Raw genomic sequence first — 26,873 nt, 5'->3', positions numbered from 1 at the left:
GGTGTGCTCCGCCTGTCCGACCGGTCAACCAGGGGCAACCGGAAATGTCAGATAAGTGGCTTTTAGGAGGGTGTCGGGTGGTGAGGCGTGACGAGAACATCGCCGTGACGGGCGACCCCGCCCTCCCGCATCCGGACACCGCCGGACGCGGTGGCCCGCCGTTCGAAGGCCCGTGATCCGCATGTCCCGTGTGCTGCCCGCCCTGGTGCTGTTCGTCCTGTCCCCGTTCGTCGCCGAGTACCTGTTGGGCAACCTGTCCCTCACCGACCCCACGACCCTCATGTCCTCCCTCCCGCTCGCCCTGCTCTACGGCGGCGGGGCGCTCCTCATCCGGGAGACGACCCGGCGCGCGGGCCGGGGGTGGCCGACGATCCTGCTGCTCGGCGCGGCCTACGGGCTGGTCGAGGAGGGCGTGGTGACCCAGTCGCTGTTCAACCCCGACTTCATGGGATACCGGCTGCTCGACTACGGCTACGTCCCGGCGCTGGGCACGGGACTGCCGTGGGCGGTGTATGTGATCGGCATCCACACCGTATGGAGCATCGCCGTGCCCATCGCGCTGACCGAGGCGCTGTTCCCCGGCCGCGCGCCGTGGCTGCGCCTGCCGGGGCTGGTCATCGTCGCGGTCGGCTACCTCCTCGCCGCCGCCGCGCTCACCGCCGGCCTGATGTACGGGAACGGGAGGTTCGCCTCGACCGCGCAGTGGGTGGTGGTGGGCGGCATCGTGCTCGCGCTGGTGACGGCGGCCTTCGTCCTGACCCGCCGGGTGCCCGGACCCGAGGCGGACGACGCCGCGGCGGCGGGCCCGCTGTGGGTGCCCGCCGCGGTGGGGTTCGGGGGCGGGGCGGTGTTCTTCCTCGCCTACGCCCAGGAGCCCCTTCTCCCGCCGGCCCTCGCCCTGGCGATCCAGGCGGCCACGGTCGTCGCGGTGGTGGTGTGGGCGGTCCGGCGCTCGGCCCGCCGCGCCTGGACGGACCGGCACCGCTGCGCGCTGGCCGCGGGGACCGCGCTGGTCTACTGCTGGGGCGGATACGTCATCCACCTGTCCCACTTCGGGACCGCCTTCGCCGGACTGGCCGTGCACACCGCGGTGGTCGTGGTGGGCCTGGCCGTCGTGGCGGGCGCCGTCCGCAGATCCGCGACCCACGCCGCCGCGCCGCGCTGACCGTCCCACGCGCGCCTCGGACCTCCCCGTCCCTCCTCGGGGATGCCCACGCGGCGGACCGGGCCGGGCGGACACGGCACGCCCGCGAGGCCCGCCGGCATCGTCCCCGGGTTCCCCGCTTCCGGCGTCGCGAACGCGCTCCGAGGCTGTGGGGCGCCCACACGGCCGGGCGCCCCGAGGCGGCGGGTCAGTTCCTCAGGCCGTAGAAGTGCAGCGGCGAGTTCGGCTCGAAACCGATGCGGGGGTAGACGGGCGCTCCCGCCGCGGTCGCGTGCAGGGTGGCCCGGGTCAGGCCGGTGGCCCGGGCGCCCTCGTACAGGGCCTTTCGCGTCACCGCCTCCGCGTACCCCCGGCGCTGCCACTCCGGGGCCGTGGCGACGAGCGCGACGAAGAGACGACCGTCCGCCTCCACCGTCGCGGCGCACGACACCGCGACACCGTCGCGTAGCCCCAGGTAGGCGTGCGCGCGCTCCTTCCACAACGCCGACCCGAGGAGCCCGTCGCGGCCGTCCTCCAGCGGGAACCCGTAGGCGCGCGAGTTCAGGTCCGCGTAGGCCCGTAGCTGTTCGTCGGTGCCCACCCGCTCGAACGTCAGGTCGGGGTGGAACGGTTCGGGGATGGGAAGGAGGTCCCCGGCCATGCCGGCGCCGGAGAAGGCGTACCGCAGGCCGGCCCTCTCGGCGGCCGCCCGCATCCCCGCGCGCGCCTCCTCGTCGAGGAGGTCCTCGAAGAGCCACAGGAACCCGGCGTGCCCCTTGGCGCGCATGATGTCGGCCGCTTGACCTAGGCGCTGTTCGAGGAGCGCGCCGTCCGCGCCGACCTCGGTCAACGTGACGCAGTTCCAAAACGCGAACCGGCAGTCGGCCCAGCGGACCGCGATGCCCGGAAGGTTCCGCACATCGGCGTCCGCGTCGCGGTCGAGCACCATGGCGCGCCAGGCCACGGCGAGCTGTTCCATCGATTCGATCGACTCAGCGCGAACCGTCATCACGACCCCCGGTGGTGGATCTGGGAGAGAGCCCGTCCAGTAAACGCCACCCCACCGCCCCGCGTCCGGCCGATGGCGACATTCGTGACGCTCCCGACGGTCGCGACGCTCACTCGCCCGCCGCCACGTACCTTCCCCCCACCCGGCCGGCCTGCTGCCTCCCGGCGAGGTTGACCCGCACCCCCGAGGGTTCCAGGGCCGCGCGCAGGCGCCGCATCATCTCCTCCGACAGGAAGTGGTGTTCGAGGTCGAGCAGCCTGAGGTGGGTGAGCGGCTGCCCGCGGAGGAGGGCATCGGCGCCGGCGTCCCCGAGGGTCCCCCGCCCCAGGTGCAGGGAGACGAGCCGGGCGACGACGGGGGCGTGGGCGACGGCGGCGGCGACATCGTCCTGTATGTCGCTGTCCTGGAGGCCCAGGTGTTCCAGCGCGGGCAGGAGGCCACCGTCGAGGATGGGGGCCAGGTCGGCGACGGTGATGGTGCGGCCGTAGTACCACTCACCAAGCCACAGGTCCAGGTGGCTCAACGCGGGCAGGTCGCATTCGACGAGACCGCGCACCACCTGAACGGGCAGGCCGCCGTTCTCCAGGCGCAGGACACGCAGGTGCTCGTGCCGCACCGGCGACAACAGGTCCTCGCTGGCCCCGCGCACACCGAGTTCCTCCAGGTGGGGGTAGGCGGACAGGACGGGGGACACGTCGCTCTGGGCGATCCAGGACAGCTCCGACTCCTCGGAGTCGAGGTCGGCGAGGTAGACGGCCTTGAGCCCGGTGAGCCGGTCGGCGGCGGCGGCGAGCAGCTCGACCGTCTCACCGGGCTCGTCGAAGTCGATCTCGTTCCCGTAGGCGCCCGCGCCCAGGACCAGGGCCCGTACCCGGCCTGCGTCCACCGTGTCGAGGAAGCGTTCCCAGCACCCCTCGAACTTCTCATCGTGCTCTCGTTCGCCCGTGGCCAGTTTCCAGGCGACCGCGTCGGCCGCCGGCAGTGGGGCCGCCGGGGCGCCCGGCTCGGGGAACTCATAGACGGGGAGCCCGTACAGCTCGCTGAGGTGCTCGAGGGTCATGCGGCGGTTCCCTTCGGGGGCGGACGACGGCCACGGGCGGCGGGCGTGCCGATCCCGGCCTGTGCGCTGGTGTTCTACCAGCGCCCGCCGACGCCCATGGCACTCCGGCGAGGACGGGCGCGGGGAGGGGGCCGCGCCGCGCCACACCGTGAGGCCGACCTTCGGCGGGCGCGCCCCGCGCGGATCCGCCGGGCGACGGGCACCCGGCCGATGGCGCGCGCCGGGGGCGAGGAGCACGGCGCCCACCGCGTTGCCGAAGGGCCGTGCCGGCGACGTCCTCGGCGTGCACGGCCGGGAATCGGGCCGGTCGCACCGGTCGGGACGACGGCGCGGGCACTTCGTGCCCGGCCCGGGCGTCCCGCCGGCGACCGCCCGCGCGCTGGACGGGGCGCGGGGTCCGCGACCGCGTGGACACGCCGCCGGCCGGCGCCCCCGCGACGCCCGGATCGGCCCGCGCGCCGCCGGCCGCGGTCCTCGTCCACGTCGGGGCCGTCCCGGGCGGGAACGTCCCCGCGACGCGAACGGGGCCGGACACACATCGCGCGTGTCCGGCCCCGCACCGTCCTCACAGACCGACCATCGCCATCCCGGCGGCGTTGTAACGGTCCCCTCGGACGCCCACCCGCGCGGCCAGCGCGTCGAGGCCGGCGTTCTCGTCGACCCGGCTACGGCGCCGCGTCCCGGGGATCGGCACGATCCACGGCCGCTGGGCGAGCAGCCAGGCGAGCGCGACCTGTCCCGGCGTGCTCCCCTTCGCCTCGGCGAGGGCGCGGCCGTGTTCCACCAGCGCCTTGTCGGCCTCGATGTTGTCCGCCTCGAACCGCGGGATGGTGGCCCGGATGTCGCCGGCGGTGAACTCGGTCGACGCGCCCACGGTCCCGGTCAGGAAGCCCTTGCCCAACGGGCTGTAAGGGGACGAAGCCGATGCCCAGTTCGCCGCAGACCGCCAGCACCCCCGCCTCGGGGTCACGGGTCCACAGCGAGTACTCGCTCTGCACCGCCGTGACCGGGTGGACGGCGTGGGCCCGCCGGATCGTCTCGGCGCCGGCCTCGGACAGCCCGAAGTGGCGCACCTTGCCGGCCTCGACGAGCTCGCCGACAGCGCCGGCGACGTCCTCGATCGGCACCTCGGGGTCGACCCGGTGCTGGTAGAAGAGGTCGATCACCTCGGTCCCGAGCCGTCGCAGCGACGCGTCGGCGACCCGTCTGATCTGCTCGGGCCGGGAGTCGGTCCCGGCCATCCTGCCGTCGCGGATGTCCCAGCCGAACTTGGTGGCGATCACGACCTCGTCGCGCAACGGCGCCAGCGCCTCGCCGACGAGCTCCTCGTTGACGTAGGGCCCATAGACCCCGGCGGTGTCGAAGAAGGTGATCCCCGCCTCCTCGACGGCGTGACGGATCACGCCGATCATCTCGCCGCGGTCGCCGGGGTTGGGGCCATAACTCTGCGACATGCCCATGCAGCCGAGTCCGATCGCGGAGACCTCCAGCCCCTGACCGAGCGTGCGCGTGTGCATGCCGCCTCCTCAGGCTTCGGGGATGTCGATCCAGAAGTTCTCGCGGGTGATGTCGGCGGGCTCGGGGCCACCGCGGACACCGGTGTCCAGCGCGTCGATGGCGGCGAGCTGGTCGGCGGTGAGCTCGAAGTCGAAGACGTCGAAGTTCTCCGCGATCCGCGACGGCGTCACCGACTTGGGGATCACCTGCCGGTCCTGCTGGAGGTGCCAGCGCAGCATCACCTGGGCGGGCGTCCTGCCGTGCGCGGCCGCGATCTCGCCGACCACCGGGTCCTCCAGCGTGGAGCCCTTCGACCCGTCGCGGTAGAAGGTGATGCCGCCGATCGGCGACCACGCCTGGTTGAGGATCCCGTGCTCGGTGTCGTAGGCGAGCAGCTCGGACTGCCGGAAGTAGGGGTGCACCTCGATCTGGTTGACCGCGGGCACGACCTCGGTCTCGGCGAGCAGCCGGTCGAGGTGGTCGGGCATGAAGTTGGAGACGCCGATCGCGCGTACCCTGCCGTCGGCGTACAGCCTCTCCAGCGCCTTGTAGGCCTGCACGGTCCGCTCGAACTCCCCGGGCAGCGGCTGGTGCAGGATCAGCAGGTCGATCTGGTCGATCCCGAGTTTGCCCGCGGACTTGTCGAAGGCGTGCAGCGTGTCGTCGTAGCCGTAGTCGCTGATCCAGACCTTGGTCTCGACGAACACCTCGTCGCGGGCCAGGCCGGAGCGGCGGAGGGCCTCCCCGACCTCGCGCTCGTTGCCGTAGGCCGCGGCGGTGTCGATGTGCCGGTAGCCGGTCTCCAGGGCCGTCGTGACGGCCGCGATGGTCTCCTCCGGCGGTGTCTGGTAGACGCCGAACCCGAGGACCGGTATCCGTACATCGTTGTTCAGGGTGAAGTTCGGGATGCTCATGTTTTCCTCACGTTAAGTCGGTTGCGGCTCGCCCGGAAGCGTCCGACGTACCGGATACTCGCGCTGTCCCCGCGCCGGATCGGACCGCGCTCCAAAGAAAAGGGGCGGTGCGGGCTTGGGCGCCCACCCCTCGGCGCGGCGGCCCGGTGCACGATCGGCCGCTACCCGAAACGGGGCGTCAACGCTCTCCTCCGGTTCCCCGGAGGGGAGGCTGTCGGTAAAGACGGCGGATGGCCGGGCGGCGCGCCCCCGGCGCCGATGGCCGGACCAGGAGGTCAGGGGCGGATCATCGCCTTGAGCGCCTCGCGGGCGTCCATGGCGGCGTAGCCCTTCGGGGTCTCCTCCAGGCTCACCGTCCGGTCGAAGACCCTGCCGGGCCGGACCGTCCCGTCCAGGACCGCGGGCAGGAGCCGGTCGATGTAGGCGCGTACCGGGGCGGGGCCGCCGGTGAGGGTGACGTTGGGGCCGAACAGGCTGGCGAAACCGACCGGGGCCTCCTCGTACTGGGGAACGCCGACGCGGCTGATGACCCCTCCGGGACGGACCACGCCGACCGCCTGCTCGTAGGCGGGCATGTGGCCGACCGCCTCCAAGACGATCGCGCTACCGCCGGCGGTGAGGTCGCGGACCCGCTCGATCCCCTCGGCACCGCGTTCGGCGACGACGTCGGTGGCCCCGAACTCGCGGCCGAGGTCGGTACGCGCCCGGTGCCGTCCCATCAGCACGATCCGTTCGGCGCCCAGCTGCCGGGCGGAGAGCACCGCGAGCAGGCCGACGGCGCCGTCGCCGATGACCGTGACCGTGCTGCCCTCGGTCACGCCGCCCGTGACGGCGGCGTGCCAACCGGTGCCGTAGACGTCGGAGAGGGTCAGCAGCGAGGCCAGCAGCGCGTCATCGGCGCCCTCGTCGACCGGCACCCTCACCAGGGTGCCGTCGGCGAGGGGGACGCGGACCGCCTCGGCCTGGCCGCCGGCGGTGCCGATGCCCGGATCGCTCCAGAAGCCGCCGCGCACGCAGGAGGTCTGCAGGCCGGCCCGGCAGAACTCGCACGCGCCGCAGGAGACGGCGAACGGCGCGATCACGAAGTCGCCCGCGCGCACCGAGGTGACCTCCGCGCCGACCTCCTCGACCACGCCGACGAACTCGTGCCCCATCGGCGTCCCCTCGGCGGAGGGCGGCATGGAGTGGTAGGGGTGCAGGTCGCTGCCGCACACGCAGGCCCGGACCACGCGCACCAGCGCGTCGGTGGGCTGCTCGATCTTCGGGTCGGCGGCGTCGACGACTCGGACGTCACCGGCCCCGTACATGTAGGTCGCTCGCATGGACCCAGTCCACACCGGTTCCGCGGCCCGGGGGAGTCCCGCTCGTTCCGAGTACCGGCAGTACCTCCCAGAGCGAGGCGCCACGAGAACGGGGCGGCCGAAGGGCCGCGGCGCGGCGGGGCACACGCGCCCCGCCGCCGGGCCACCACGGCCGCGCTCCGAGCCACCGCGACAGGCCACCCGTGTCGCAGGTGGCGGACCGGCGGGACCCGCCCCGGCCGACGCAGGGCATGACAGTACCTCCCTCGCCGTGCGGGGCCCGCCTACCGTGGAGACATGGGCACGATGGACCTGCGCAGTGAGATCCGTGAGTTCCTGAGCTCGCGGAGGGCGCGCATCACTCCGGCGGAGGCGGAGCTTCCCGCGTACGGCGGCAACCGCCGCGTCAAGGGGTTGCGCCGCGAAGAGGTGGCGATGCTCGCGGGCGTCTCGGTGGACTACTACGTGCGCATGGAGCGCGGCAGCCTGGCCGGAGCCTCCGAGAGCGTGCTCGACGCGCTGGCCTCGGCGTTGCGCCTGGACGAGGCCGAACGCGACCACCTGTTCGCGCTCGCGCGGGAGTCGGGGGCGCGGAGCCGCCGCCGCAGGCGCAGCGCCCCGGCGACCGTCCGGCCGGTACTACAGCAGGTCCTCGACGCGATCACCGAGGCGCCGGCCTGGATCCGCAACGGCCGCCACGACGTACTGGCGATGAACCGGCTCGCCCGGGCCCTGTACTCGCCGTTGTTCGCCGACCCGCGACGCCCGGTGAACACCACCCGGTTCGTCTACCTCGACCCCGAGGCGGCCAAGGAGTTCTTCGTCGACTACGACCAGATCGCCAGGGACGCCGCCGCGATGCTGCACCTGGAGGCGGGCCGTAACCCGCACGACCATTCGCTCGTCGAACTGGTCGGCGAGCTGTCGACCCGAAGCGAGCTGTTCCGGCAGCGATGGGCCTCCCAGGACGTCCGCTTCCACCGCTCCGGGCGCAAGCGGCTGCGCCATCCGGTCGTCGGCCAGCTCGACCTGGACTTCGAGACGCTGGAGCTGCCCTCCGAACCCGGGCTGTACCTGAACATCTACACCGCTCCCGCCGACACCCCGACGGCCGACGGTCTCAAACTGCTGGCCTCGTGGGTCGCCAGTCAGGAACGGCTCCCCGCCGAATAGCCCCGCTCGGCCGGGGCGCGCCCCGAGGACGGAACGCCGGCCCGGGGTGGCGCCCAGGGCGGCGAGGACAACGGCGCCATCGGCCGGCACCGCCTCCCCGCCCGGAGAACCCGGGCGCGCGAGCGGTGTCGGCGGGGCGCGGTGTTCGAGCGTTCGGCGCGCGGACGCGGGAGCGCCGGGGAACCCGCCGCGCCCGGGGCGGTTCTCCCGCTTCGCGTCCTTCACGGCCAGGTTCCGCCGATGAGTGGACGCGCGGGGCGGTGGCCCGGAGAGGGCGATCTCCGGGCCACCGCCGTGCCGCTGTCGCCGGCGGCGGGGGCGGGCGACCCCGCGTGCCGGCGCCGACTCAGGTGGTGTGGGGGCAGGAGTCCCGGTAGTCGGAGAAGTCCGAGAAGAGCCCGGTGTCGGGCGGCGGGCACAGGAACTGCTCGTAGCGCTCGTCCTCGTCGACGAAGCGCTTCAGCCAGGAGATGCTGTACTTGGCGATGACCGTGTTGGAGATGTTGGGCGCGAAGTGGCTCGCGCCGTCCAGCTCCAGGTAGGCGCGTTCCAGGTCCTCGTCCAGGCTCTCGTAGAACGGGATGGAGTGCGTCCTCACCGAGGCGACGGTGTCGTTCTCCGCGCCGATGATCATCGTGGGCACCTCGACGTCCGACCAGTTCTTCTGGAGGTGCCAAGGCGTCAACGGGATCGCCGCGCGCAGCTCGGGCCGGTTCTCGGCGGCCGCGAGCGTGCCCCCGCCGCCCATCGAGTGGCCCATCACCGCCAGGCGGTTGCCGTCCACCCGGTCGGCCACGTCGCTGTCCTCGACCAGGTAGTCCAGGGCCGCCTCGATCTGGCGACCCCGGCTGTCGGGCTGGTCGTAGCGGGTGATGGTGTCGATGGTGAACACCACGAAGCCCTGTGAGGCGATGCGGTGACCCATCCACGCCATCGAGGACTGGCTGGCCGTGTAGCCCGGGGCGATGACCACGCCGCCGAAGGTGCCCTCGCTGGTGTCGGTGGGGTAGTAGATCGTTCCGCCGCCGAACCCGCTCACCAGGGACGACACGGTATCGGTGTCGGTGTCGAAGTAGCCGCGCACGGCGGTGACGCTGGACTCGGTCGGCGCGGGGCCACGCTCGTAGGGGTTGGACGCGTGGGCCGGGGCGGTGACGCCCGCGGTCAGGCCGGCGGCGAGGGACAGGGTCACGCCCACGCGCGCGGCGAGCCGTGACATCCGGGACAGGGGGGTGCGGCGACCGCCGTCGGTCTCTTCGGGGGAAATGGAATGCGTTAGCACGACATGTTCCTTTTCTCGTGCAGTGGGGATCCGCGTGCCTCGCGTTGGACGCGGACCGGGGACTCCCGTGGGGGAAGGCCGACGGCTTCGCGCGGTGGGGGGTAGGGGGTCGGGGGTGCGCGGGGCCGACGGCGGACCGCCCGGCCTTTCGGTGACAGAAAGGCACGGTACGGGAACCGAGAGTACGGATCCCTACGGCCGTGGGAACACTATGGTGTCGTTTTAGCGAATTTGCAACTGTTAGATCACCAAGAGTGATTGGTTTAAGTTCGCGGATGTCCAGAGGGTCTTGCCCTGGTTCGCGGGGTGGCCCGACCGGATGATCACTACGTGGGGCTCACCATCCTGCGTCCCGCCCGCGAACCGGCGGAAATAGGCGCCGGGTGTTCGGGGGGGCTGCGGCCACATCGTGGAACCCGCTGCGCCGGAACATGTCGCTCCACGACGGGACCACGGTCGTCGTCGGGAGGGGGCGACCGGTCTTCGGCGATCACCTGAAGGCTCCCTTGGGGCCCTGTGCGTCGTGATCGGCCGGGCCGGGTCTTCGCCGCGCAGGCCGGTGCCCGGCCCAGAGTGACGCCTGGGAAAGGGGAGACGCCATCGTCAGGCGTATTCGGCCGGCTGTGGCCACCGTTGAGCGCGCCCCGGCCGACCGCGAACGCGGGGGCGGCGATCGCGCAGGATCTTCCGGCGCTTGATCCGGGTGAAGGTGTGCTCGGCGCGGGATCCCGCTTGTGAGAACGGTTGTTCTCCCTGCCCAGAGTCATAAGTTAGCGAGTTATGTACCCGTTTAGACGTTTTTGGAGATGTATTCCGGGTTCATGGCTCTGTGGCTGAGTGGGTTCACGGCTGTGAGCTGGCGAATGTCGTTCCCTGCAAGGAGAAAATACGGGAATCTCTTCATGTCACTGTGACAAGAAGCTATAGTTGCCGTCATGCCTGATGCTTTCTGGCAACCTCCGTCCATCCTGCTCGCGGTTGATCTGGTCATTTTGACACTGCGATCATCGAAACTTCATGTTCTGCTTGTCGAGCGTGGCATTGAACCTTACAAAGGTGAACACGCTCTACCCGGCGGCTTCCTCAACAATGTCGACGAGGGCATCTTGGCTGCGGCCCAGCGGGAGCTGCGCGAGGAAGCGAACCTCGATGCGTCACAGCTCCATCTGGAACAACTGGGTGCTTATGGGGATCCCGGTCGAGATCCACGAGGGCGAATCGTCTCCGTGGCCTATCTCGCCATCGCGCCCGGTCTGCCCGAGCCGGAGGCGGGTGCCGATGCGGCAGGTGCTTCCTGGAAACCGGTTGAAGAGATCGACTCAGGCCGATTGGAGCTCGCTTTCGACCATCGTTGGATTCTCGCGGATGGTATAGAGCGTGCTCGAACGAAACTTGAGCGTTCTTCGCTAGCTACAGCATTCTGTAACGAGCCCTTTACTATCGCGGAGCTTCAACAGGTCTATGAGGCTGTATGGGGCGTCGAACTCGACCCGCGAAATTTCTATCGGAAAGTCCAGGGGGTCCCTGGATTCATTATCCCGGTTGGGGCGGAGCGGCGGACTACGAAGGGGCGCCCCGCTCGGTTATTCCGGCGCGGACAGCAGACCGTGCTGCATCCCCCGTTGTCCCGGCCGAATCCTTTGACAACAAGCGAGGCGAACTGATGACCGACAACCTGATAGTGATCCTCACCGCTCTCAACCTTGAGTACGAGGCCGTCCGTCAACGACTGTCCAATCCCTGCCTGCATCGCCATGAGAGGGGGACACGGTTCGAAGTCGGCGCCCTTCCAGGGACTGATCACCAAGTGGCGCTCGGTCTCACCGGCAAGGGAAACCATCCTGCCGCGGTCTTGGCCGAACGAGCCATCCAAGAGTTTTCACCGATGGCGATCATGTTTGTCGGAGTTGCGGGAGCGCTGTGGGATACCACGCAACTAGGTGACGTGGTGATGGCAACGCACGTCTACGCCTACCACGGCGGGACCAGTGAGGACGACGGCCTCAAAGCCCGTCCGAGGGTCTGGGAATCCGCTCATGAGATCAGCCAGATCGGGAACCACCTCGGCCGGACCGGCGACTGGGCTGATCCCGCACCGCCGGGCCATCGTAGGCCCAAAGTGCACTTCGGGGCTATCGCTGCTGGGGAGGTCGTGCAGAACTCCCGGATTTCCTATGAAGCGGAGTGGATTCGGGCGACGTACAACGATGCGCTCGCGATTGAGATGGAAGCCGCGGGGGTTGCTCAGGCTGGCCACCTTAGCGGCTCTCCCGTAGCGATTGTCCGTGGTATCAGCGACCGTGCCGATGGCACCAAGACCAGCAGCGAGGACAGCAACTGGCAGCCAGTTGCTGCGGCGAACGCCGCAGCTTTCGCCGTTCGACTTGCTAAAGAGCTCATCAATGACCGGGAGCATAAAGCGATGCGCGACCACACCACCCCCAAGCAAGGCTACACCGTCAACAACACCTCCTCAGGACAGGTGGGAATACAAGCGGCGCATGTCACCGGCAGCACCGTCTACCTGAGTGGGAAATCCCAAGAGCTGGGCAGGGCAGGTCTCATCACCAAACTCAGCACATTCCGTGAAGATCTGATGCGTGAGCACTCTGCAGGAAGAATCGACGAACTCACCTATAAAGCGGCAGAAGCCGAGATTGACATCGCGAGCAAAGCATTGGAGGAAGAGAGCCCGGAAAGTAAGAGCGCGTTTGTCCTCGCGCTCAAACGGCTTCATGGACTGATCGGCGATGTGGCAGAGCTGGCCGTGAAGGTCGCAACGTTCATCACTGCTGCGCAAGGGATCTCATGACCACCCCAGGAACGAACAACACCGCCGAGAGTAACTCCTATGTCGGTATCCAGGCCGAACAGGTGCACGACTCGACTGTGTACATGGTGCTCCCAGACTCCCCGCCGAACTGCAAATACCAGGTCGGCTTGAGGTATCTGGAGAACGGCATTCCCATTCGTTCTCGTGAGCTGATCGCTGAGGCCATCGCCCATGGGTACGATGGCGGAGAAGTGCGTTTCCATTGGGTTCTCGCAGTTCTCAGTAAACGTTCTCACCGAGATCTTACGCCCGAGGAGCGTGAGGGACTGAACCAGATCTCGGCAGAGCTGCACAAGTATCCCAACGATGAGTGGAAACGTGCTTTGGAGGTGATCTTCAAACTGCTGGGCTGCCTGGACGGTGCCGAAGCCGACGTCAATGGGACGATCAGGGAGTTGCGTTCCCTGACAGCGCAGCAGCGAGATAAAATCGCTCGTCACCTCGACCTGGTTTTAACTGGAAAGGTGAAAGAAAGCTTGTGGGTCGAGACCCGCCAAGCGGCACAAGCCGCCAGGGACAGCAACAATCGAATCGGCCGTGTGTGGGCGTACTTTGAACCCCTTCCGGCCTATCCACGAGTCCGTGAACCTGCCGGTTACTCCATTACTCTTGGTGATTACACCCAAGCTGTCTTCTGGTCGGCTCTGCTCACGTGCGCGGTTGGCTGCCTTGGTTGGTTGGTGCTGGAGCATGCCAGGCTATCTCTGATAGTGGTATATCTTCTGGCTCTTGCCGCCGGATGCGTCGGAGCTCGCAATGGATTCCAATGGCACTACAAGATAGAGCGGATGCGTGCCAAGGAACGTGATTACATCGCTCCGTCGCGGAGTGTTCCTGCACCTGAGAAGGGTTTCGCTAACCAGGTAGACCACTCGTTCAATTACTACTTCAACAAGTATGCGCCTGAAGGCGTGGATTTGAATGAGTGGCTCGCTGATACGGCGGGAATACGCAAAACGCTACGTGATGAAATTGTTGAGATATATCGAGAGAGTCGTATCGGTGCTAGAAAAGTCGATTGGTTGATCCGGTACATGGTGCGCGACGTCAGGAGTCGCTGGAGAAACGGAACGCTGTTGGAGCACCGCGAACGCTACAAGGTCGAAACCTCTACGAAGGCATGGTGCATCCTCTCATGTGTCGTCCTGGTTGTAGCTGCTGGCAACGTCATTGTCGGGGCCTTCCAGGAGTCTGCGGTTACCGCGGTGATCGCTGGGCTCGCCATAGTGCTGAGTGGAAGGTTTGCCGTGCCGCTATGGATAGGCATTGCCGGAGAGCGTCGACGGATTGAGGAGGATTACCAGGAATACCATCAGATCAAGAAAGAGCGGAAGGCTGAATATGAGCGTTGGAGAAAGAAATTGGATGACACTCGCCCCCGGGAGGACGAGATGGAGTCCTGGTTGAACTCTGACAAGATGCTAATTCTCGACGGTGCGCTTCGTCACTATCGGCTGACCTGGAATGACATCATTGCTCACGCTTTCCTGCAGACGCCGAAGCGGCCCTACAAGCGGGCTCGGGCAGGGGTTGGTCCTTGGCGCTATTCTAAGTATGAAATCCGAGTGTTTTTGATTACCCGGGAAGGGGTTCGTGAGGTTGTCGCCGATCTAGATTTTGAAAGAATTGAAGTTAGCAGTCGAGAGCGGGATAATTTCCGCTTTGACGCGGTGTCCTCTGTCCATGTGGAAGAAGGGAGAGCGGCGGGGTATGTGTTGAACTTAACTCTGATGAATGGGCCGGTTAAGAGAATTTCCGTAACGGAGCCAGAAACGGGTGGGCTGGAGCCCTCTGAAGACTCCGACGAACTCTTCAAGGTGAACCTAGACGCGAGTGGGTTTGCTCACACGTTGCGTATTCTGGAGGGTATTGCGGCTGAGGGAGAAAAATGGTTCGTCCGATACTCGGTACCGAGCTCCGAGGGGAAGTTTGCTTCTGTTGATGTTCGTTTAGATGCAGCTCCTGTGGTCTGAACGGTGGAGCTGACGTTAACCGAAACAGAAGGTCGGGAACCCCGCGGGCGCGCCCTTCCGGGGAGCGCCGGCGCCCTCCGGAGGCAGGAGGCGGTGAGTCGCAGCCGCCCACGTGCCCACCTGAGACGAAACGCACCTCCCCCATCCCCTGCCCCGGGAGCGTCGATACGGCACGATGAAGACGTGCGCCTCTCGATACTCCGCCACGGCCAGACCCCCTCGAACGTGATCGGCCTGCTCGACACCGCCGCCCCGGGACCCGGGCTGACCCCCCTCGGCGAACGCCAGGCCGAAGCGGTACCGGCCGTGCTCCGGGACCGCCGGATCGACGCGATCGTGGTGTCGTCCCTGGTGCGGACGCGGCTCACCGCGGCTCCCCTGGCCGGCGAGCTCGGGTTGGAGCCCGTGGTCCTGGAAGGGGTGCGCGAGGTCGAGGCCGGCGACCTGGAGATGGCGGGCGACCCGGCGGCGCACCAGACCTATCTGGACACGGTGTTCGCCTGGGCGCGCGGCCACGTCGAACGTCGCATGCCGGGGGGCTTTGACGGGCGGGCGTTCCTGGGCCGGTTCGACCACGCCATGGAGCAGATCGCCGCGCACGGCTGGGACGAGGTCGTCGTGGTCTCCCACGGCGCCGCGATCCGTTCATGGGCCAGCGCCCGCGTCGCCGGCGTCGACGTCGCCGAGGTCGAGCGCACACCGTTGGCGAACACCGGCATGGTCGAGATCGAGGGGGACCCGGCATCGGGCTGGCGGCTGCTCGACTGGACCAGCGGCCCGGTCGGCGGCGTCCACCTCACCGCCCTGCGGGAGAACGACCCGACCGGCGAGGCCGTCGACGCCTGAGCGACCACCCCCGGGGCGTCCCCCGATCTGGTCGCGCACCCGTCACACGCGGGTCCCGTGAATCCCCGGCGCTTGCCGCCGGCGCCCGCGGCTTCCGCGCGCGGGCGCGGTGACGTCCTTCCTCTCCTGGCCCAACGCATCCTCACCGGCGGCTTCCGCGTCCGGACACGGTGACGGGCCTCGGCGGCTGCCCACCCACCTCGCGCGAGGCCGACGCCTCGCGCCCGTGGGTGAAGGGAGTGTCCGCCGACCGGAACACGCGGAGCCAGCCACTGTTCGGCAGCGCGCGCCCACCTCACCGTCGCCCCCGGTCCGGCGTCTCGGAACCGCCGGGAGACGGCCCGCCCCCTGCCCGGGGCCGGCCAAGGGGCGGGGCGGGCCGTCACACCGCCCGGGCCATCGCGGCCGGTCCGGCCTCCGGCACCCCGGTGAGCCTCCGAAGGGACCGCGGAATCCGCCGGAGTGTCCTCCGCCCGCTCTGGAACAGGCCGCTCGCGGGCTGGGAAGGTCCGCGCGTCGGCCGTCGGCGCCGCGCTCCGGAGCCGTCCCCGATGGTCGAGTCACACCGCTCGCCAGGTGGACGTCCAGCGCGGGCGCTTCCCACACGCTGTCCCCCTGCCCGCGGGCTCGTCAGGGCACCGGGCGGATGGCCCCGAACGCCATGGCGGCGGATTCGCGGCCCGAGGATGTGGACCCTCCTCCGCCACGGGATACGGCCACCTCCACGACCGCCGCGTCACGATCCTCCGCGATGGGGGACCGGTCGGAGTCGACTTCAGACCGATTGTTCTAATATCAGAACATGCGGTCTGAACCGGTAGGGCGAGCGGGATCCAGGTCATTCACCGAGACGGCTCGGCGCGAGCAGCTGACCTGGGCCGCGGTGAGGACGGTCAACGAGCTCGGCTACCACCGGGCCTCGCTGGCGGAGATCGCGAAGCGGGCGGACATCGCCAAGAGCGCGGTGGTGTACTACTTCTCCTCGAAGGAGACGCTGCTGCTCGAGGTGGTCCGGTCGGCGTTCGCGGCGCTGGGGGAGGAGGTCCTGGCCGCGGTGCGGGACGCGGACGGCACGGCCGCGCGGCTGCGCGCGTACGCGGACGCCTACCTGGGCCATGTCGACGCCCACCGCGCCGCGATCGCCGCGGCGGTGGAGATCGCGGTCTCCCATCGCACCGCCGATGGCCGGCCGCTGTACCTCGTCGAGAACGACGAGGACACGGCGCTGCTGCGCGACATCCTGGCCCGTGGCATCGACGACGGCACGTTCCGCCCGATGCCGCTCGATGTCGCGGTCGGACTCGCCGAGAGCGTCCTGGACCGGTCGATCACCGTCGTCCAGCGCGACCCCCACGCCGATCTGGGCGAGTTGCGCGGGCACGCCGTGCCGTTCCTGTTCCGCGCCCTGGGGGCGGCGGATGCGTGACCCGGTTCGGGGGATCGGATATGACGCCGGGGTCGTGTACGAGAAGAACTTCGACAGCAACCCGGTTTTCTCCGAGCGGTCCGCGCGACGCGACTACCGCGCCATCCGCGCCGAACTCGGCTGCGACGCCGTGCTCGTCATGGCCGGCGACCCCGGCCGGCTCGCGGTCGCCGCGCGCTGCGCGGCGGAGGAGGGCCTGGGGGTGTGGCTGCAGCCGCGCCCGTTCGACAGGCCCGTCCCCGTGCTGCGCGCGGCCGTCCGGGCCGCGGCGGACACGGCCGAGCGGCTGCGCGCGGAGGGCGCCGAGGTGGGGCTGGTCGTCGGCTGCGAGCTGACCTTGTCCACGCCCGGCATGCTTCCGGGACCGACGTTTTGGACCAGGGGGACGCTGCTGACGGTGACGTTTCCGCTGCTGCCCCTGGCGAACGCGCGATTGCGGCGGCTGCTCGGCGCTCTCGTGCGCGATGCCCGGGAGCGGTTCGCGGGCCCGGTCTCCTACGGCGCCGGCTCCTGGGAACGGCCCGACTGGGAGCTCTTCGACGTCGTCGGCGTGGACCGCTACCGTGACGCCCGCAACGCGTGGCGGTTCGAGGACGACCTCCGCGCTCTCGTCGACCGCCAGCACGCGCGCGGCAGGCCCGTGTACGTCTTCGAGTTCGGCACGTGCGCCTACCGTGGCGCGGCGCAGAGGGCCTCCACGGCCGCCGGGGTCCTCGGCGGACGCGGCGAGCCGACCGTGCCCCGCCGACTCGTGCGCGACGAGCGCGAGCAGGCCGACTACCTCGTCGAGCTGCTGGACGTCTTCGACCGGGTGGGCGTCGACGGCACCTTCGTGTGGGGGTTCAGTGAGCCCGCGCTGACCAGGTCCGATGAGCCCGGCCGTGATCTCGACCTCGCCAGTTACGGCGTCGTCGCCGCGCACGCCGACGGCACCTGGACCCCCAAACAGGCCTATCACGCCCTCGCGCACCGCTATGGAGGAAGCCCCGCATGACCACACCCCCCACTCCGAGACGGCGTGGCCTCGCGTCCGCGGCCTGGCGGATCGCGCTCGCCACCACCGCCCTGGGAACATGCGTCGCCGCCGGCGCCGCCGTCCTGCCCGCGGGCGACCCGTCCGACACGGCGGTCCTGATGGCCAGGATCGCCTTCGGCGTCGCGATCAGCGCCCTGATGGTCGGGCTCATCGCCGTCCTCGCCCGCCGGGCCGACCGGGAGACCCTGCGCGGCATCGGGGTCACGACCAATCGGGTGGACTGGCGGCTCGCGCTGTGGGGCGCCGCGGTCTGGACCGTTCCCGCCGCTGCCGCCTTCGGTGTCCTCGCCCTCCTGGGAGCGCCGTTGACGGTCACCGTCTCCGCCGCGGAACTCGCGCGGACAGGGCTGCTGCTGCTCTTCGCCGTCCTGGTGGTCGAGGCCGTTCCCGAGGAGGTGGTCTTCCGCGGCTACGTCACCACCGTGCTCGGCCGAGTCACGCGCGGCTGGTGGATCATCGTCGTCCAGGCGCTGCTGTTCACGCTGTTCGCGGGTCTTCTGCGGCAGAACTGGAACCCGCTGGACCTCTCGCTCTTCGTCACGATGGGGATCGGCTTCGGCTACCTTCGCATGCTCACCGGCTCCGTCTGGATGCCCATCGGGTTCCACGCCGCGTTCCAGACCGGGGCGCAGCTCATCCTCGCCCACGACGCCGTGGAGTTCGCCGGTGGGACCGGCGCGGCCATGCTCGCCCTCGGGGCCGTCCCCTTCAGTGTCGCCGCCGTCCTGGTCACCGCGGCCGGCGTGCCCCGAAGCGTGGCGGCCACCCCGGGCGGGACGGACTGAACACGCGGATCCCGTTGCACCACCACGCCAGTCGAGACCGCCCGCGGCTGTCGTCCCAGGCGGAGGGGAGAGAGACCCGCTGCCTCACTGGAGCGCGAAGCCGATAGCGGGGCGGAATCCGCCATCGGGACGGCGCCGCCCGTGTCCGTTCCCCTCGGTAACCGTAGTCACTCCCTGGCCCACGGGCAGCGGCTCTTCGCCGCCGCTGCTCTGGAGAGGACGCGCGCCCGGGCGCTGTTCGACACACACGGCCTGTGTGACGATCGCCTTTTCCAGTCTGCCCTGCACGCCGCCCACAGCGCGGATGATCAAGCTCTGGGCGCGGACATCCCCTGGCATTCGTGGGGGTCAGCCTCAGTGGTGCAGGTCCTGGCCCCGGACGGGAAAGTGCTCGGGGCGGGATTCGTGGCCGCCGACAGGCTGATGGTGACGTGCGAGCATGTCCTCCCCTCCGCGACCGTCCCCGGTGACCGGGGGCGGGTGTGCTTCCCGCGGTTGGAGGGGGGCGCCGGTGGCCGGCGCGCAGGTCGGGGTCGTGGACCCGACGGCACTGCGGCTGGACCTGATGCCCCGGGGCGCTGTTGTGGCGAGGGCGGCGTCGGGATGCAGTGGGCACCGGGTGTCCTCCTGCGGGTTCCCGCCCAGACCTTCCGGCAGGGGCGTTAAGGCTTTCCGGGGCACGTGGGCGGCCGCGGCCGCGGACTTCGTGGATCTTCCCGGTCGGGCGCGTCTTTCCGGCCGCTGCTCATCCGTTGTCGGCGATGGCTTCGTTGGTCATGTGACTTGGCCAACTGGCCAAGTCGTATGGCCAACTGTTACCTTGGGCGCATGAGTCACCAGGAGGACGCGGCGCCCCGCAAGCAGATCAGCGCGGACGAGCGCCGCCGGCGGCTTCTCGCGGCAGCGCTGCGCGTGATGAAGCGCGAGGGGATCGCGGCGGCGACCACCCGCGCGATCTGCGCGGAGGCGGGCATGCCACACGGGGCCTTCCACTACTGCTTCCGGTCCAAAAGAGAGCTCTACGGGGCCCTGCTCGCAAGCGACATCGAGATCGACCTGGCCCCCGTCTGGCCGGAGATCTCCCCGGCGGCGAGTCCGCGGGAGAACATCCGCACGCTGCTGCTGGCGTACTGGTCCCAGGTCGAAGCCGATCCCGACGCGCAACTGGTCCTTTTCGACCTTGGAAGCTTCGTGCTGCGCGACCCGGAGCTCCGGGAACTGCCCAGGGGGGAGTACGCGGCGTCCCTCGAAAAGGTCACGGGCTACATCGTCCGTCTGGGAGAGGAGGCCGGCCTCACCTATCTGTGTGAGGAGCGCGCGATCGCTGAACTCGTGGTCACCACGCTCAACGGCGTCGCGTGGTCGTGGCTCGCCCACCGTGATGGCGTGGCGGCCCGGGCGAGCCTCGAGAGGTTCGCGGAACTCGTCGCGGGTCTCGCCAGGAACAAGACCGACCGCTCGATGTGACCGCTACCGGCGGACCGAGCAGAACTCCTCTCCACAGACGAAGGACGGACAACCATGGCCGACATTGTCTACCGCCCCTACCACGAGCGCGATGCCGCGGACGTCAAGTCGATGATCAACGAGGCGTTCCACATCCACCGCTACATGAAGAAGAAGCACCTGCTCAACAGCGCCCTGGAGGTCTACCTGCGTGAACGCCTGCTGGCCAGCACCTACACGCGGGTCGCCGTCAAGGACGGGCGGGCGGTCGGAGTGATCATGGGGCGGGTGCCCGGCCGTCCCCGGGTTCCCCATGCCGGCCGGAACAGGCTGCTGACCTGGTTCCACATGGGCCGGATCGCTGTCACGGGCTTGTCCGACCTGCCGTCACTGGCGCAGTACTTCAAGTTCGACGGCGTTTACCGGAGGCTGCGCCACAGCACGTCCGCGCCGTTGACCGACGAACTCACCCTCTTCGCCGTCGACGCGTCCACCCGGGGAACCGGTGTCGGAAAGGTCCTGTACCAGGACTACCTCCGGCATCTGCGGGACCAAGGCCGGACGGACTTCTACCTGTACACGGACTCGCTCTGCTCGTACGGGTTCTACGAGAGCAGGGGCATGACCCGCGCCGCGGCCGAGGAGATGCAGATCCGGCTGGACGGCGAGACGGAGCCTCTCGGCGTCTTCCTGTACGCGGGACAAGTCCGCTAGGAAACCGGGCGGCGCGGCCACGCGCGAGCAGCGCGGCGGGCGGGGTTCTCGGGGGCGTGTCAGGAGCATGGCGTCCTGGAAAGATCCGAAGTGGGAGTGTTTCCGGATTGGCTGGCCGGACGGCCACCGCCGTTACGAACGTCGATCCGGGTGGTGTGCGGCCTCGGTCGTTATCCCCCTCCCCTCTCTTCTGTCATCACAGGTTCACCGAAGAGGGCGAACCCCTGGTCGTGTTGGGAGGCAAGGGATTTCTCGTTGCCAGACCCTCATGCTGCTTTCAACGGCCTTGTCGGCGCCTTCCCTGAAAAGGGAATAAGGGTAAGTGCCGGGTCCGGGCAGAGCCACCTTCCCTGCCGGTTCGTCAAGGAGAGGCGTGACTGTAACTACTCCTGTTGGAGACAGGAAAAACCCAGTTGCCGCCTCCGCGTCGCCCCCTTGGGGTGGTGGAGAGGTATCCCAGTGTTCAAGGGTGAAGCGACTCTTCAATGATTCTTTGGCGGTGTCAAGAGGAATTTGACTCGTCGTCTCTCCGGTGACTGGGAGATGCGATTTCTGCGCAGAAAACTGGTCGCCGTGGATGTCGACAATTCCGTGCGTTGGTCGGGTCGAAACCTCAACAGGGAACGCGGAATGCGTGTCATCTTCCTCTGCTGGGTCGCTTTGCCCCTAAAACCCTCTCCGCTCAAAGTCCGGTTTTCCTTAGCTGAAGCCGAGGCGCAGTGTATGCGCCTATTTCACTCCTCTTCTCCCTCGGCTTGGGTAGCGTCGGGTCCATGGACCAGCGGATCGTGATCATCGGCTGTGGGGGTTCCGGCAAGACCACTCTGGCCAACCGTCTGGCCGTGGGCTTCGGCATTCCGGTGACACACCTGGACGCCGTCTACTACGACGACGAGTGGAACCCGCTGCCACAGGAAGAGTTCGCCGCCGTCCAAGAGGAGCTGGTGGCCGATCCGGAATGGGTGATCGACGGCAACTACGCCTCGACCCTGCCGATCCGGCTACGTCGCGCCACCACCGTGGTCTTCCTCGATCTCCCGCCGTTGCCGTGCCTGTGGGGCATCGCCCAGCGCAGATGGCGTCACGGTGGTGGACAGGACGGCCGGACCGGGGTCTACAACCGCATCACCTGGGATTTCATCCGCTACGTGTGGAACTACCGCACCACGATGCGACCTCGGGTGCGGGCTTTGATCGCCGAGCACGCTCCCCACGTCGAGGTGCACGTCGCGACCTCGCGCAGAGCCGCCGATCGATTGGCCCGAAGGATCATCACCCGCCTCACGGACTGACCGAACGGATCGGAGACGCGAGTGTCCGATGACCCACCCCTTCCTCGACCCCGAACAGGTCCATGGTCACCCTGCGCAGCACCCACCTGGGGCGCCTTGATCAAGCCGCAACGAGACTAAGGGGAACGCCGTCTACGGAAATGCCAGAGCGCTGTCGGATCCTTTGACGTGGTCATCCGTACCCGGCTGAACGGTCGAGTCCCTTTGTGTGAGACCGCCTCCATTGAGGAATCGGGTCCGGAGTCGCTGTTCGACGAGGCCCACGCGCGGTGTCGTGCGGTCGAACCTAACTGGCCCGGCATGAACTGCGGAATGTTCATGGTGGACAATGAGCTCGGCCAGTTCGAGGTCAGCGAGATTAACCACCGGGAGAACACGGGTGTTCTACTGCCCGCCGATCGTTGCTGGGGACGAGTCCTGTTCTTTCCCTCTGGAGTGACGCGGCGAACGGCTCGAAAGGTTGGAGGTGTTCGTGGAGGCGCGTTCGTGGTCCGCATATCCGATCGTTCCGGAACCACCGATCGGAACCGGCGCGGGTGAGGACCGGGAGCGGCGATTCGCCGAGGTTCCCGAATCCGGATGGCACGCTTTGGTCACGTGGGCGATCGGTCCCGACCACGTGGTCCGCTGCCTGGACCTGCGTCCCCCCGAACCGGTCCGTGTGGTCTATGGAAGGAAAGGGCGGCGTACCGTCCAGGTCGAGGAGAGGACCCGCGGGGATCGGTCGGCCGTGGACGCGCAGATCCACGACTACCTCACCGATGCGCGGGTGCCCTCACAGCCGTGCGGGTACCGGTGGTTCGTCGAACTCCCCGACGGAGTCGACGACGGCGATCAGCTCTTCGGCCGTTTCAGAGCGGGACTGCTGGACATCCCGGCCGGCCACCGGCCCTCCCGCGAGCGCGACGCCATGATCGCGGCCGCCGAGGCTCTGTATGGGGCCGCACCTCGAAGACGGCCTGAGCAGCCCCCGGATGACTGACCCGGCATGGCGACGGCCCCGCGCTTCACGGCGCGGGGCCGTTTCGTACGTGAGGCCTCCCCGCCTCGGACACCCCCTCGGTCCCGCATTTCAGACCGGAGCGGCCGGGGCCTCCCACGGAACCCCCGGTTCCGGGCGGTCAAGGTGAGCGAGCACCACGGCGGATGCTCGTGTGCGGTCGCGGTCTGTCCGGCCTGGTGGGCGTGTTCCCACAGGCCGGCCACGCGCCGGGCGAGGGGCCGAGCGGGGCGGGGCGCGGAGTGCCCGGTGACGTCCAGCGCGTCACTCCCAGGTGAGGGTCATCGGGTTGTTCGGGCGGTCCAGCACCAGGCGGCCGGCGTCGCTGTCGGGCCGGGGACGGGTGTCCGGGATGCCGAAGCGGACGGTGCGGTCGCGGTACCCCTGATCCCAGGTGACGATCTCGCGCGCGACCTGTTCGGCGAGCCGCTGTCCTGCGATGCCGTGTCCGATGACGCCGACCTCGTAGCGTTTACCGCCGTCGGGGCCGGGGGCGGCGGCGCGGATGGTGAGGTAGGCGAAGCCGTCTGCGGCGGCGGTGGCCATGGCCACGGTGGGAAACGCCGGCTTGACCAGGCCGCTCTCCCTGGCCGAGGGGTCCACTTCCATGCGCATGAGGGGGTTGGGCAGCCGACAGGCCAGCCACAGGAACAGCCATTCGAAGGACTCCATCGGAGCGAAGCACGCCCCGGTCCAGCTTTCGTGGCGGGCTGTGGCGAACACCCCGGCAAGAGCGTCGGGGTCGGTGGCATGAGCGTTGTCCCGGTGGGTCTGCAGCCGCACCTCCGCGGTTCCGGTCAGGTCGATGACACCGCGGGCGTCGTCGCCGATGCCGCGCAGCGGCATGAACGTGCACATTTCACTACCGCGGTCGACCCAGCCGCCCTCACCGCGTTCGAAGATGATGCTGCGGGAGACGGCGCCGGCCAGCCGGACGGGAACGACCAGGCGGCCGCCAGGGGTGAGTTGCTCCAGCCAGGGGGTGGGGATCTCGAAACAGCCGACGGTGGCGATGACGCGGTCGAACGGTGCCGTTTCGCCGTGGCCGAGCGCGCCGTCGGAGACGACGACATCGACACGTGGGATACCGGCGGCGGCGAGGTGCTCGCGGGCGCCCGTGACGAGGTCGTCGTCGATGTCGATGGTGGTGACGTGACCGGCCGTGCCGGTGATCGTGGCCATGAGGGCGGCGTTGTAGCCGGTGCCCGCGCCGAGTTCGAGGATCCTGTGACCGGGGCGGATCTGGAGCTGCTCCAGCATCAACGCGACGATCCTCGGCTGGGAGGCCGCGCTGATATGAACGCCGGTCTCGTCGTATTTGGTGTAGACCGGCTCGTCGGCGTATGCCGTGGGAAGCGGGACGCCGGGCAGGAAGAGGTGCCGCGGCACCTGCCGCAAGGCGGTCTCCACAGCGGGGGTACGGACCGTGCCGTTCTCGACGAGCTCGTCGACGAGCTTGGCGCGCAGCTCGTCGACGGAGGCGGCGGAAGCATCACTCACAGTAGTCGTCACTCGGGAGACCTTACTGGTGTGGAACGGCGGTGGTAGCGGAAACGCCCCCGGAGTTCTCCCATGCCCGGCCCATCGGCCGGACCGGGCGCGTACCAGGCACTGATGTGGACCCGGGTGGGGACGGATCCGTCCTGTCGCCATCGCCTTGGCAAGGGCGCGCCCTCTCGCCGACGGTCATGGAGGCGGTGGTGGGCGGCCCAGCGTCTGCGTCGGCGCTCACGTACTGGTTCGCCCGGTCGGGCCTGGCCGACGCCGTCATCGAGCGGGCGAGCGCGGACAGGCCGATACCTGTCCCGACGCCTTCCGCGTGCGCGGTCAACGCCCGCGCGACCCCATCCCCGCCCTGCTCGCCGAAGTCCTCTCCGCGCACTGGGACGGTCCCTGATCATCGCTGATCCGGGCCATGGTCCTGCGGACGGCGACGCCTACCGGGGACCGGAGGAGATCCTCGCCGGCCCGGGCGGGATCACCGCCGCCCAGTTGGCCGCCGGGCCCCATCCGCCCCCTGAGGCGGCCGGACGCACCGGCCCGAAGCGGCCCTGGCCCGGCTGGAACAGTGGGCCTGCGGCGGAACCTGCCGCCTGCCCACCGGCGAGGGGCGGCAACGGTGCGGATCGGTCGATCCGTGAGCCGGCCAGGCCGGCGGTCCGCGGTGTGGCGGCGGTGGCCGTGGTGGTGTCCTGCCGGCACGCCCATGCCGTGGTCACCCGGTACGGCGAGACCGGGATGGCGGCGTGGATGATCCCGTTGACCGTCGACGGTCTGGTCCATGCGAGCTCGATGGTGATCCTGGACGCCGCGCGCAACCGGTCGAAGGCGCCGGTGCCGGCGTGGGTCCTGCCGTGGGCGGACCGTTCCGGCGCCCGAGGAGTCCGAGAAGAACCGGCCGGGCACCGTGACCCGGGAGACGGAGACCCGGCACGGGACATGCCGCCGACGGCCACCGGGTGAGCCCCTGGGCCCCTTCCCGGGGCCGGGATTCACGCGGTGGCCGTCGGTGCGCCGAGGAGGCCCCGCGGCGGCGGAGCCGAACCGCTAGCCGGGGTTACGCGCGGAGACCAGGGCGTAGCCGAGCTCCGGGGTGTGTTCGATCCTGCGCGCCTCTTCGACCCGCTTCTCGAACTCCTCGACGCCGATCGCCCGCACATACTCGTCGCGGCAGGAGAGCGCCCCTTCGATGAAGTAGCGGATCGAGCGCCGCGTGTTCCGCATGGCGTCGGTGACCTCGGTGGGGATCAGCCCGGCCTTTTCGAGGAGGTCACCGTACTCGTCGAACCTCGCCATGGCGTAGGTCTCCTCGGTCGAGGACGCGCCGGCGGAGTTGTAGCGTTCCTGCGCCGAGACCTCGTGCACGGTCAGGTCCGCGATGGAGACCCGGCCCCCGGGGCGCAGCACGCGGGCGATCTCGCGCAGCACCTGGACCTTGTCCGGCATGTGGACCATCGATTCCAGGGCCATCACGCCGTCGAACGAATCGTCCGGGTAGGGCAGTGACATCGCGTCGGCCACCTCGTAGCGCACCCGGTCGTCCAGCCCGGCCGCACGGGCGCCTTCGGTGGCGACCTCGATCTGGCGTGGGCTGATCGAGATGCCGACGATCTCGACCTCGTAGCGGCGGGCGAGGCGCAGGGCGGGGGAGCCGGTCCCGCAGCCGATGTCGAGGATGCGCTGCCCGGGGCGCGGGTCGAGGCGCGAGATGACCTCGTCCGTCATCCTGTCCAGGGCCTGGCCGAAGGTGCTCTGGTCGTTCTCGTCGTCCCAGTAACCGTAGTGGAGGTTGCCGTTCCACAGCTTCGCCACGACGGTGGTGATCTCGTCGTAGGCGTCGGCGACCTTGGAGCTGTCCGGGGCGTTCTGCGTCATTGGGCCTCCTGGTGTGTCAACGTGGTCGCTTTCCATAGGGGCGGGCGGGAGTGCGTCTTCGCCGGGGCCTTCGGGGTCAGTTCTTCTTGCGGGCGAGGGTGAGGCCGTCGCCGACGGACAGCAGCACCAGTTCGACCCGCTCGTCGGCCAGGGCGTGGTCGTTGAAGCCGCGGATGCCCTGGACGGCGTCGGAGGTCTTGGTGGGGTCGATGACCTCGCCCGCGTAAAGGGTGTTGTCGGCCAGGATGAGGCCGCCGGGACGGATGCGCGGGACGATTTCGTTCCAGTAGTCGATGTAGCTCTGCTTGTCGGCGTCGATGAAGGCCATGTCGAACATCGGGTCGCGGGGGAGCGCGCGCAGGGTGTCCACCGCGGGGCCGATGCGCGAGGTGATCTTGTGCGCCACGCCGGCCTTCTCCCAGTAGCGGCGGGCCATCGACGCCCACTCTTCGTTGATGTCGCAGGTCAAGATGGTGCCGTCGTCCGGGATTCCAAGGGCCAGGCACAGGGACGAGTAGCCCGTGAACGTGCCGATCTCGATGATGTCGCGGGTGTGGGACAGCTGGGCGAGGAGCGTCATGAACCTGCCCTGCTCCGGACTGATCTGCATGATGACCGAGTCCGGGTGCCGGCGCTCGTTCTCCGCGGCGAGTTCCTGCAACACCGAGGCCGGCGGAGTGCTGTGTTCGACCAGGTATTCGTAGAGCTTCGGGCTGAAGATCTCGGAGGTGATCACCGGGTTCCCTTCATGACGCGGACGAGTGGAC

The 26,873-nt window shown here is 69.1% G+C and carries 22 protein-coding genes and 1 pseudogene; 14 read left to right on the top strand and 9 right to left on the bottom strand.

The genetic code is table 11. From position 1 onward, the window contains the following. The first annotated feature begins 181 nt into the window (after positions 1-181). Positions 182-1,165: a hypothetical protein gene (locus B5D66_RS02080; RefSeq protein ID WP_144290657.1), complete on the top strand. Its 984-nt coding sequence runs from the start codon at positions 182-184 to the stop codon at positions 1,163-1,165. A 187-nt stretch (positions 1,166-1,352) separates the two neighbouring features. On the opposite strand, the gene B5D66_RS02075 is transcribed toward B5D66_RS02080, so the two are convergent. From B5D66_RS02075 to B5D66_RS02050, 5 genes and pseudogenes are all read right to left on the bottom strand, one after another. Continuing rightward, on the bottom strand, positions 1,353-2,153 hold the full coding sequence (locus B5D66_RS02075; protein ID WP_078759827.1) for a GNAT family N-acetyltransferase: 801 nt from the start codon (positions 2,151-2,153) through the stop codon (positions 1,353-1,355). A gap of 109 nt (positions 2,154-2,262) precedes the next feature. Continuing rightward, the gene (locus B5D66_RS02070; protein WP_078759826.1) at positions 2,263-3,213 is read right to left on the bottom strand and encodes an STM4015 family protein; all 951 of its coding nucleotides are present in this window, start codon (positions 3,211-3,213) and stop codon (positions 2,263-2,265) included. Between the two features lie 565 nt (positions 3,214-3,778). Next, a pseudogene (locus B5D66_RS26520) lies at positions 3,779-4,730 on the bottom strand (aldo/keto reductase). 9 nt (positions 4,731-4,739) lie between these two features. Continuing rightward, entirely contained in the window at positions 4,740-5,624 is an 885-nt protein-coding gene (locus B5D66_RS02055; RefSeq protein WP_078759824.1) for an aldo/keto reductase, read from the bottom strand. A gap of 275 nt (positions 5,625-5,899) precedes the next feature. Continuing rightward, positions 5,900-6,946: an alcohol dehydrogenase catalytic domain-containing protein gene (locus tag B5D66_RS02050; protein ID WP_078759823.1), complete on the bottom strand. Its 1,047-nt coding sequence runs from the start codon at positions 6,944-6,946 to the stop codon at positions 5,900-5,902. 276 nt (positions 6,947-7,222) lie between these two features. Here B5D66_RS02050 and B5D66_RS02045 point away from each other — a divergent pair, with 276 nt between their 5' ends. Next, on the top strand, positions 7,223-8,098 hold the full coding sequence (locus B5D66_RS02045; RefSeq protein WP_078759822.1) for a helix-turn-helix transcriptional regulator: 876 nt from the start codon (positions 7,223-7,225) through the stop codon (positions 8,096-8,098). A gap of 346 nt (positions 8,099-8,444) precedes the next feature. On the opposite strand, the gene B5D66_RS02040 is transcribed toward B5D66_RS02045, so the two are convergent. Further along, positions 8,445-9,317: an alpha/beta hydrolase family protein gene (locus B5D66_RS02040; RefSeq protein ID WP_200813498.1), complete on the bottom strand. Its 873-nt coding sequence runs from the start codon at positions 9,315-9,317 to the stop codon at positions 8,445-8,447. 998 nt (positions 9,318-10,315) lie between these two features. On the opposite strand from B5D66_RS02040, the gene B5D66_RS02035 reads away from it, so the two are divergent. The 11 genes from B5D66_RS02035 (at position 10,316) to B5D66_RS01985 (ending at position 22,713) form a co-directional block, all read left to right on the top strand. Then, positions 10,316-11,044 (top strand): NUDIX hydrolase, encoded by a 729-nt coding sequence (locus tag B5D66_RS02035; protein WP_078759820.1) that lies wholly within the window; start codon positions 10,316-10,318, stop codon positions 11,042-11,044. Then, entirely contained in the window at positions 11,044-12,192 is a 1,149-nt protein-coding gene (locus B5D66_RS02030) for a 5'-methylthioadenosine/S-adenosylhomocysteine nucleosidase family protein (protein ID WP_078759819.1), read from the top strand. The genes B5D66_RS02035 and B5D66_RS02030 overlap by 1 nt, the downstream gene beginning before the upstream one ends. Then, the gene (locus B5D66_RS24905; protein ID WP_144290656.1) at positions 12,189-14,186 is read left to right on the top strand and encodes a hypothetical protein; all 1,998 of its coding nucleotides are present in this window, start codon (positions 12,189-12,191) and stop codon (positions 14,184-14,186) included. Before B5D66_RS02030 ends, B5D66_RS24905 begins: the two co-directional genes overlap by 4 nt. A 183-nt stretch (positions 14,187-14,369) precedes the next feature. Beyond that, entirely contained in the window at positions 14,370-15,032 is a 663-nt protein-coding gene (locus B5D66_RS02025; RefSeq protein WP_078759818.1) for a histidine phosphatase family protein, read from the top strand. A gap of 802 nt (positions 15,033-15,834) precedes the next feature. Further along, positions 15,835-16,458: a TetR family transcriptional regulator gene (locus B5D66_RS02020; RefSeq protein ID WP_078759817.1), complete on the top strand. Its 624-nt coding sequence runs from the start codon at positions 15,835-15,837 to the stop codon at positions 16,456-16,458. Further along, complete coding sequence (locus B5D66_RS02015; RefSeq protein ID WP_144290655.1) at positions 16,451-17,452, top strand: hypothetical protein; 1,002 nt, start codon at positions 16,451-16,453, stop codon at positions 17,450-17,452. Before B5D66_RS02020 ends, B5D66_RS02015 begins: the two co-directional genes overlap by 8 nt. Next, a complete protein-coding gene (locus tag B5D66_RS02010; RefSeq protein WP_078759815.1) occupies positions 17,449-18,279 on the top strand; it encodes a CPBP family intramembrane glutamic endopeptidase in 831 nt (276 codons plus the stop codon). The genes B5D66_RS02015 and B5D66_RS02010 overlap by 4 nt, the downstream gene beginning before the upstream one ends. An 828-nt stretch (positions 18,280-19,107) precedes the next feature. Beyond that, positions 19,108-19,746 (top strand): TetR/AcrR family transcriptional regulator, encoded by a 639-nt coding sequence (locus B5D66_RS02000; RefSeq protein WP_159457199.1) that lies wholly within the window; start codon positions 19,108-19,110, stop codon positions 19,744-19,746. Positions 19,747-19,800: 54 nt separating this feature from the next. Continuing rightward, a complete protein-coding gene (locus B5D66_RS01995; RefSeq protein ID WP_078759812.1) occupies positions 19,801-20,439 on the top strand; it encodes a GNAT family N-acetyltransferase in 639 nt (212 codons plus the stop codon). Between the two features lie 773 nt (positions 20,440-21,212). After that, positions 21,213-21,731: a P-loop NTPase family protein gene (locus tag B5D66_RS01990; protein WP_078759811.1), complete on the top strand. Its 519-nt coding sequence runs from the start codon at positions 21,213-21,215 to the stop codon at positions 21,729-21,731. Between the two features lie 472 nt (positions 21,732-22,203). Continuing rightward, the gene (locus B5D66_RS01985; protein ID WP_144290654.1) at positions 22,204-22,713 is read left to right on the top strand and encodes a DUF5956 family protein; all 510 of its coding nucleotides are present in this window, start codon (positions 22,204-22,206) and stop codon (positions 22,711-22,713) included. A 282-nt stretch (positions 22,714-22,995) separates the two neighbouring features. Here B5D66_RS01985 and fxlM read toward each other — a convergent pair whose 3' ends face one another. Beyond that, complete coding sequence (gene fxlM, locus B5D66_RS01980) at positions 22,996-24,243, bottom strand: methyltransferase, FxLD system (protein ID WP_078759809.1); 1,248 nt, start codon at positions 24,241-24,243, stop codon at positions 22,996-22,998. Between the two features lie 654 nt (positions 24,244-24,897). Here fxlM and B5D66_RS25875 point away from each other — a divergent pair. Further along, entirely contained in the window at positions 24,898-25,194 is a 297-nt protein-coding gene (locus B5D66_RS25875) for a DUF2637 domain-containing protein (RefSeq protein WP_235000643.1), read from the top strand. Positions 25,195-25,278: 84 nt separating this feature from the next. Here the strand turns inward: B5D66_RS25875 and B5D66_RS01970 are convergent, their stop codons facing one another. Both B5D66_RS01970 and B5D66_RS01965 read right to left on the bottom strand, forming a co-directional pair. Then, complete coding sequence (locus B5D66_RS01970) at positions 25,279-26,106, bottom strand: SAM-dependent methyltransferase (RefSeq protein ID WP_159457198.1); 828 nt, start codon at positions 26,104-26,106, stop codon at positions 25,279-25,281. A gap of 76 nt (positions 26,107-26,182) precedes the next feature. Further along, on the bottom strand, positions 26,183-26,842 hold the full coding sequence (locus B5D66_RS01965) for an O-methyltransferase (protein ID WP_078759807.1): 660 nt from the start codon (positions 26,840-26,842) through the stop codon (positions 26,183-26,185). Positions 26,843-26,873: the final 31 nt, after the last annotated feature.

This window comes from Marinactinospora thermotolerans DSM 45154, from assembly GCF_900167435.1.
GTDB classification, from domain to species: Bacteria; Actinomycetota; Actinomycetes; order Streptosporangiales; family Streptosporangiaceae; genus Marinactinospora; species Marinactinospora thermotolerans.
Note: the sequence above shows the minus strand (reverse complement) of the source record. Positions and strands in the feature narration are given on the sequence as shown.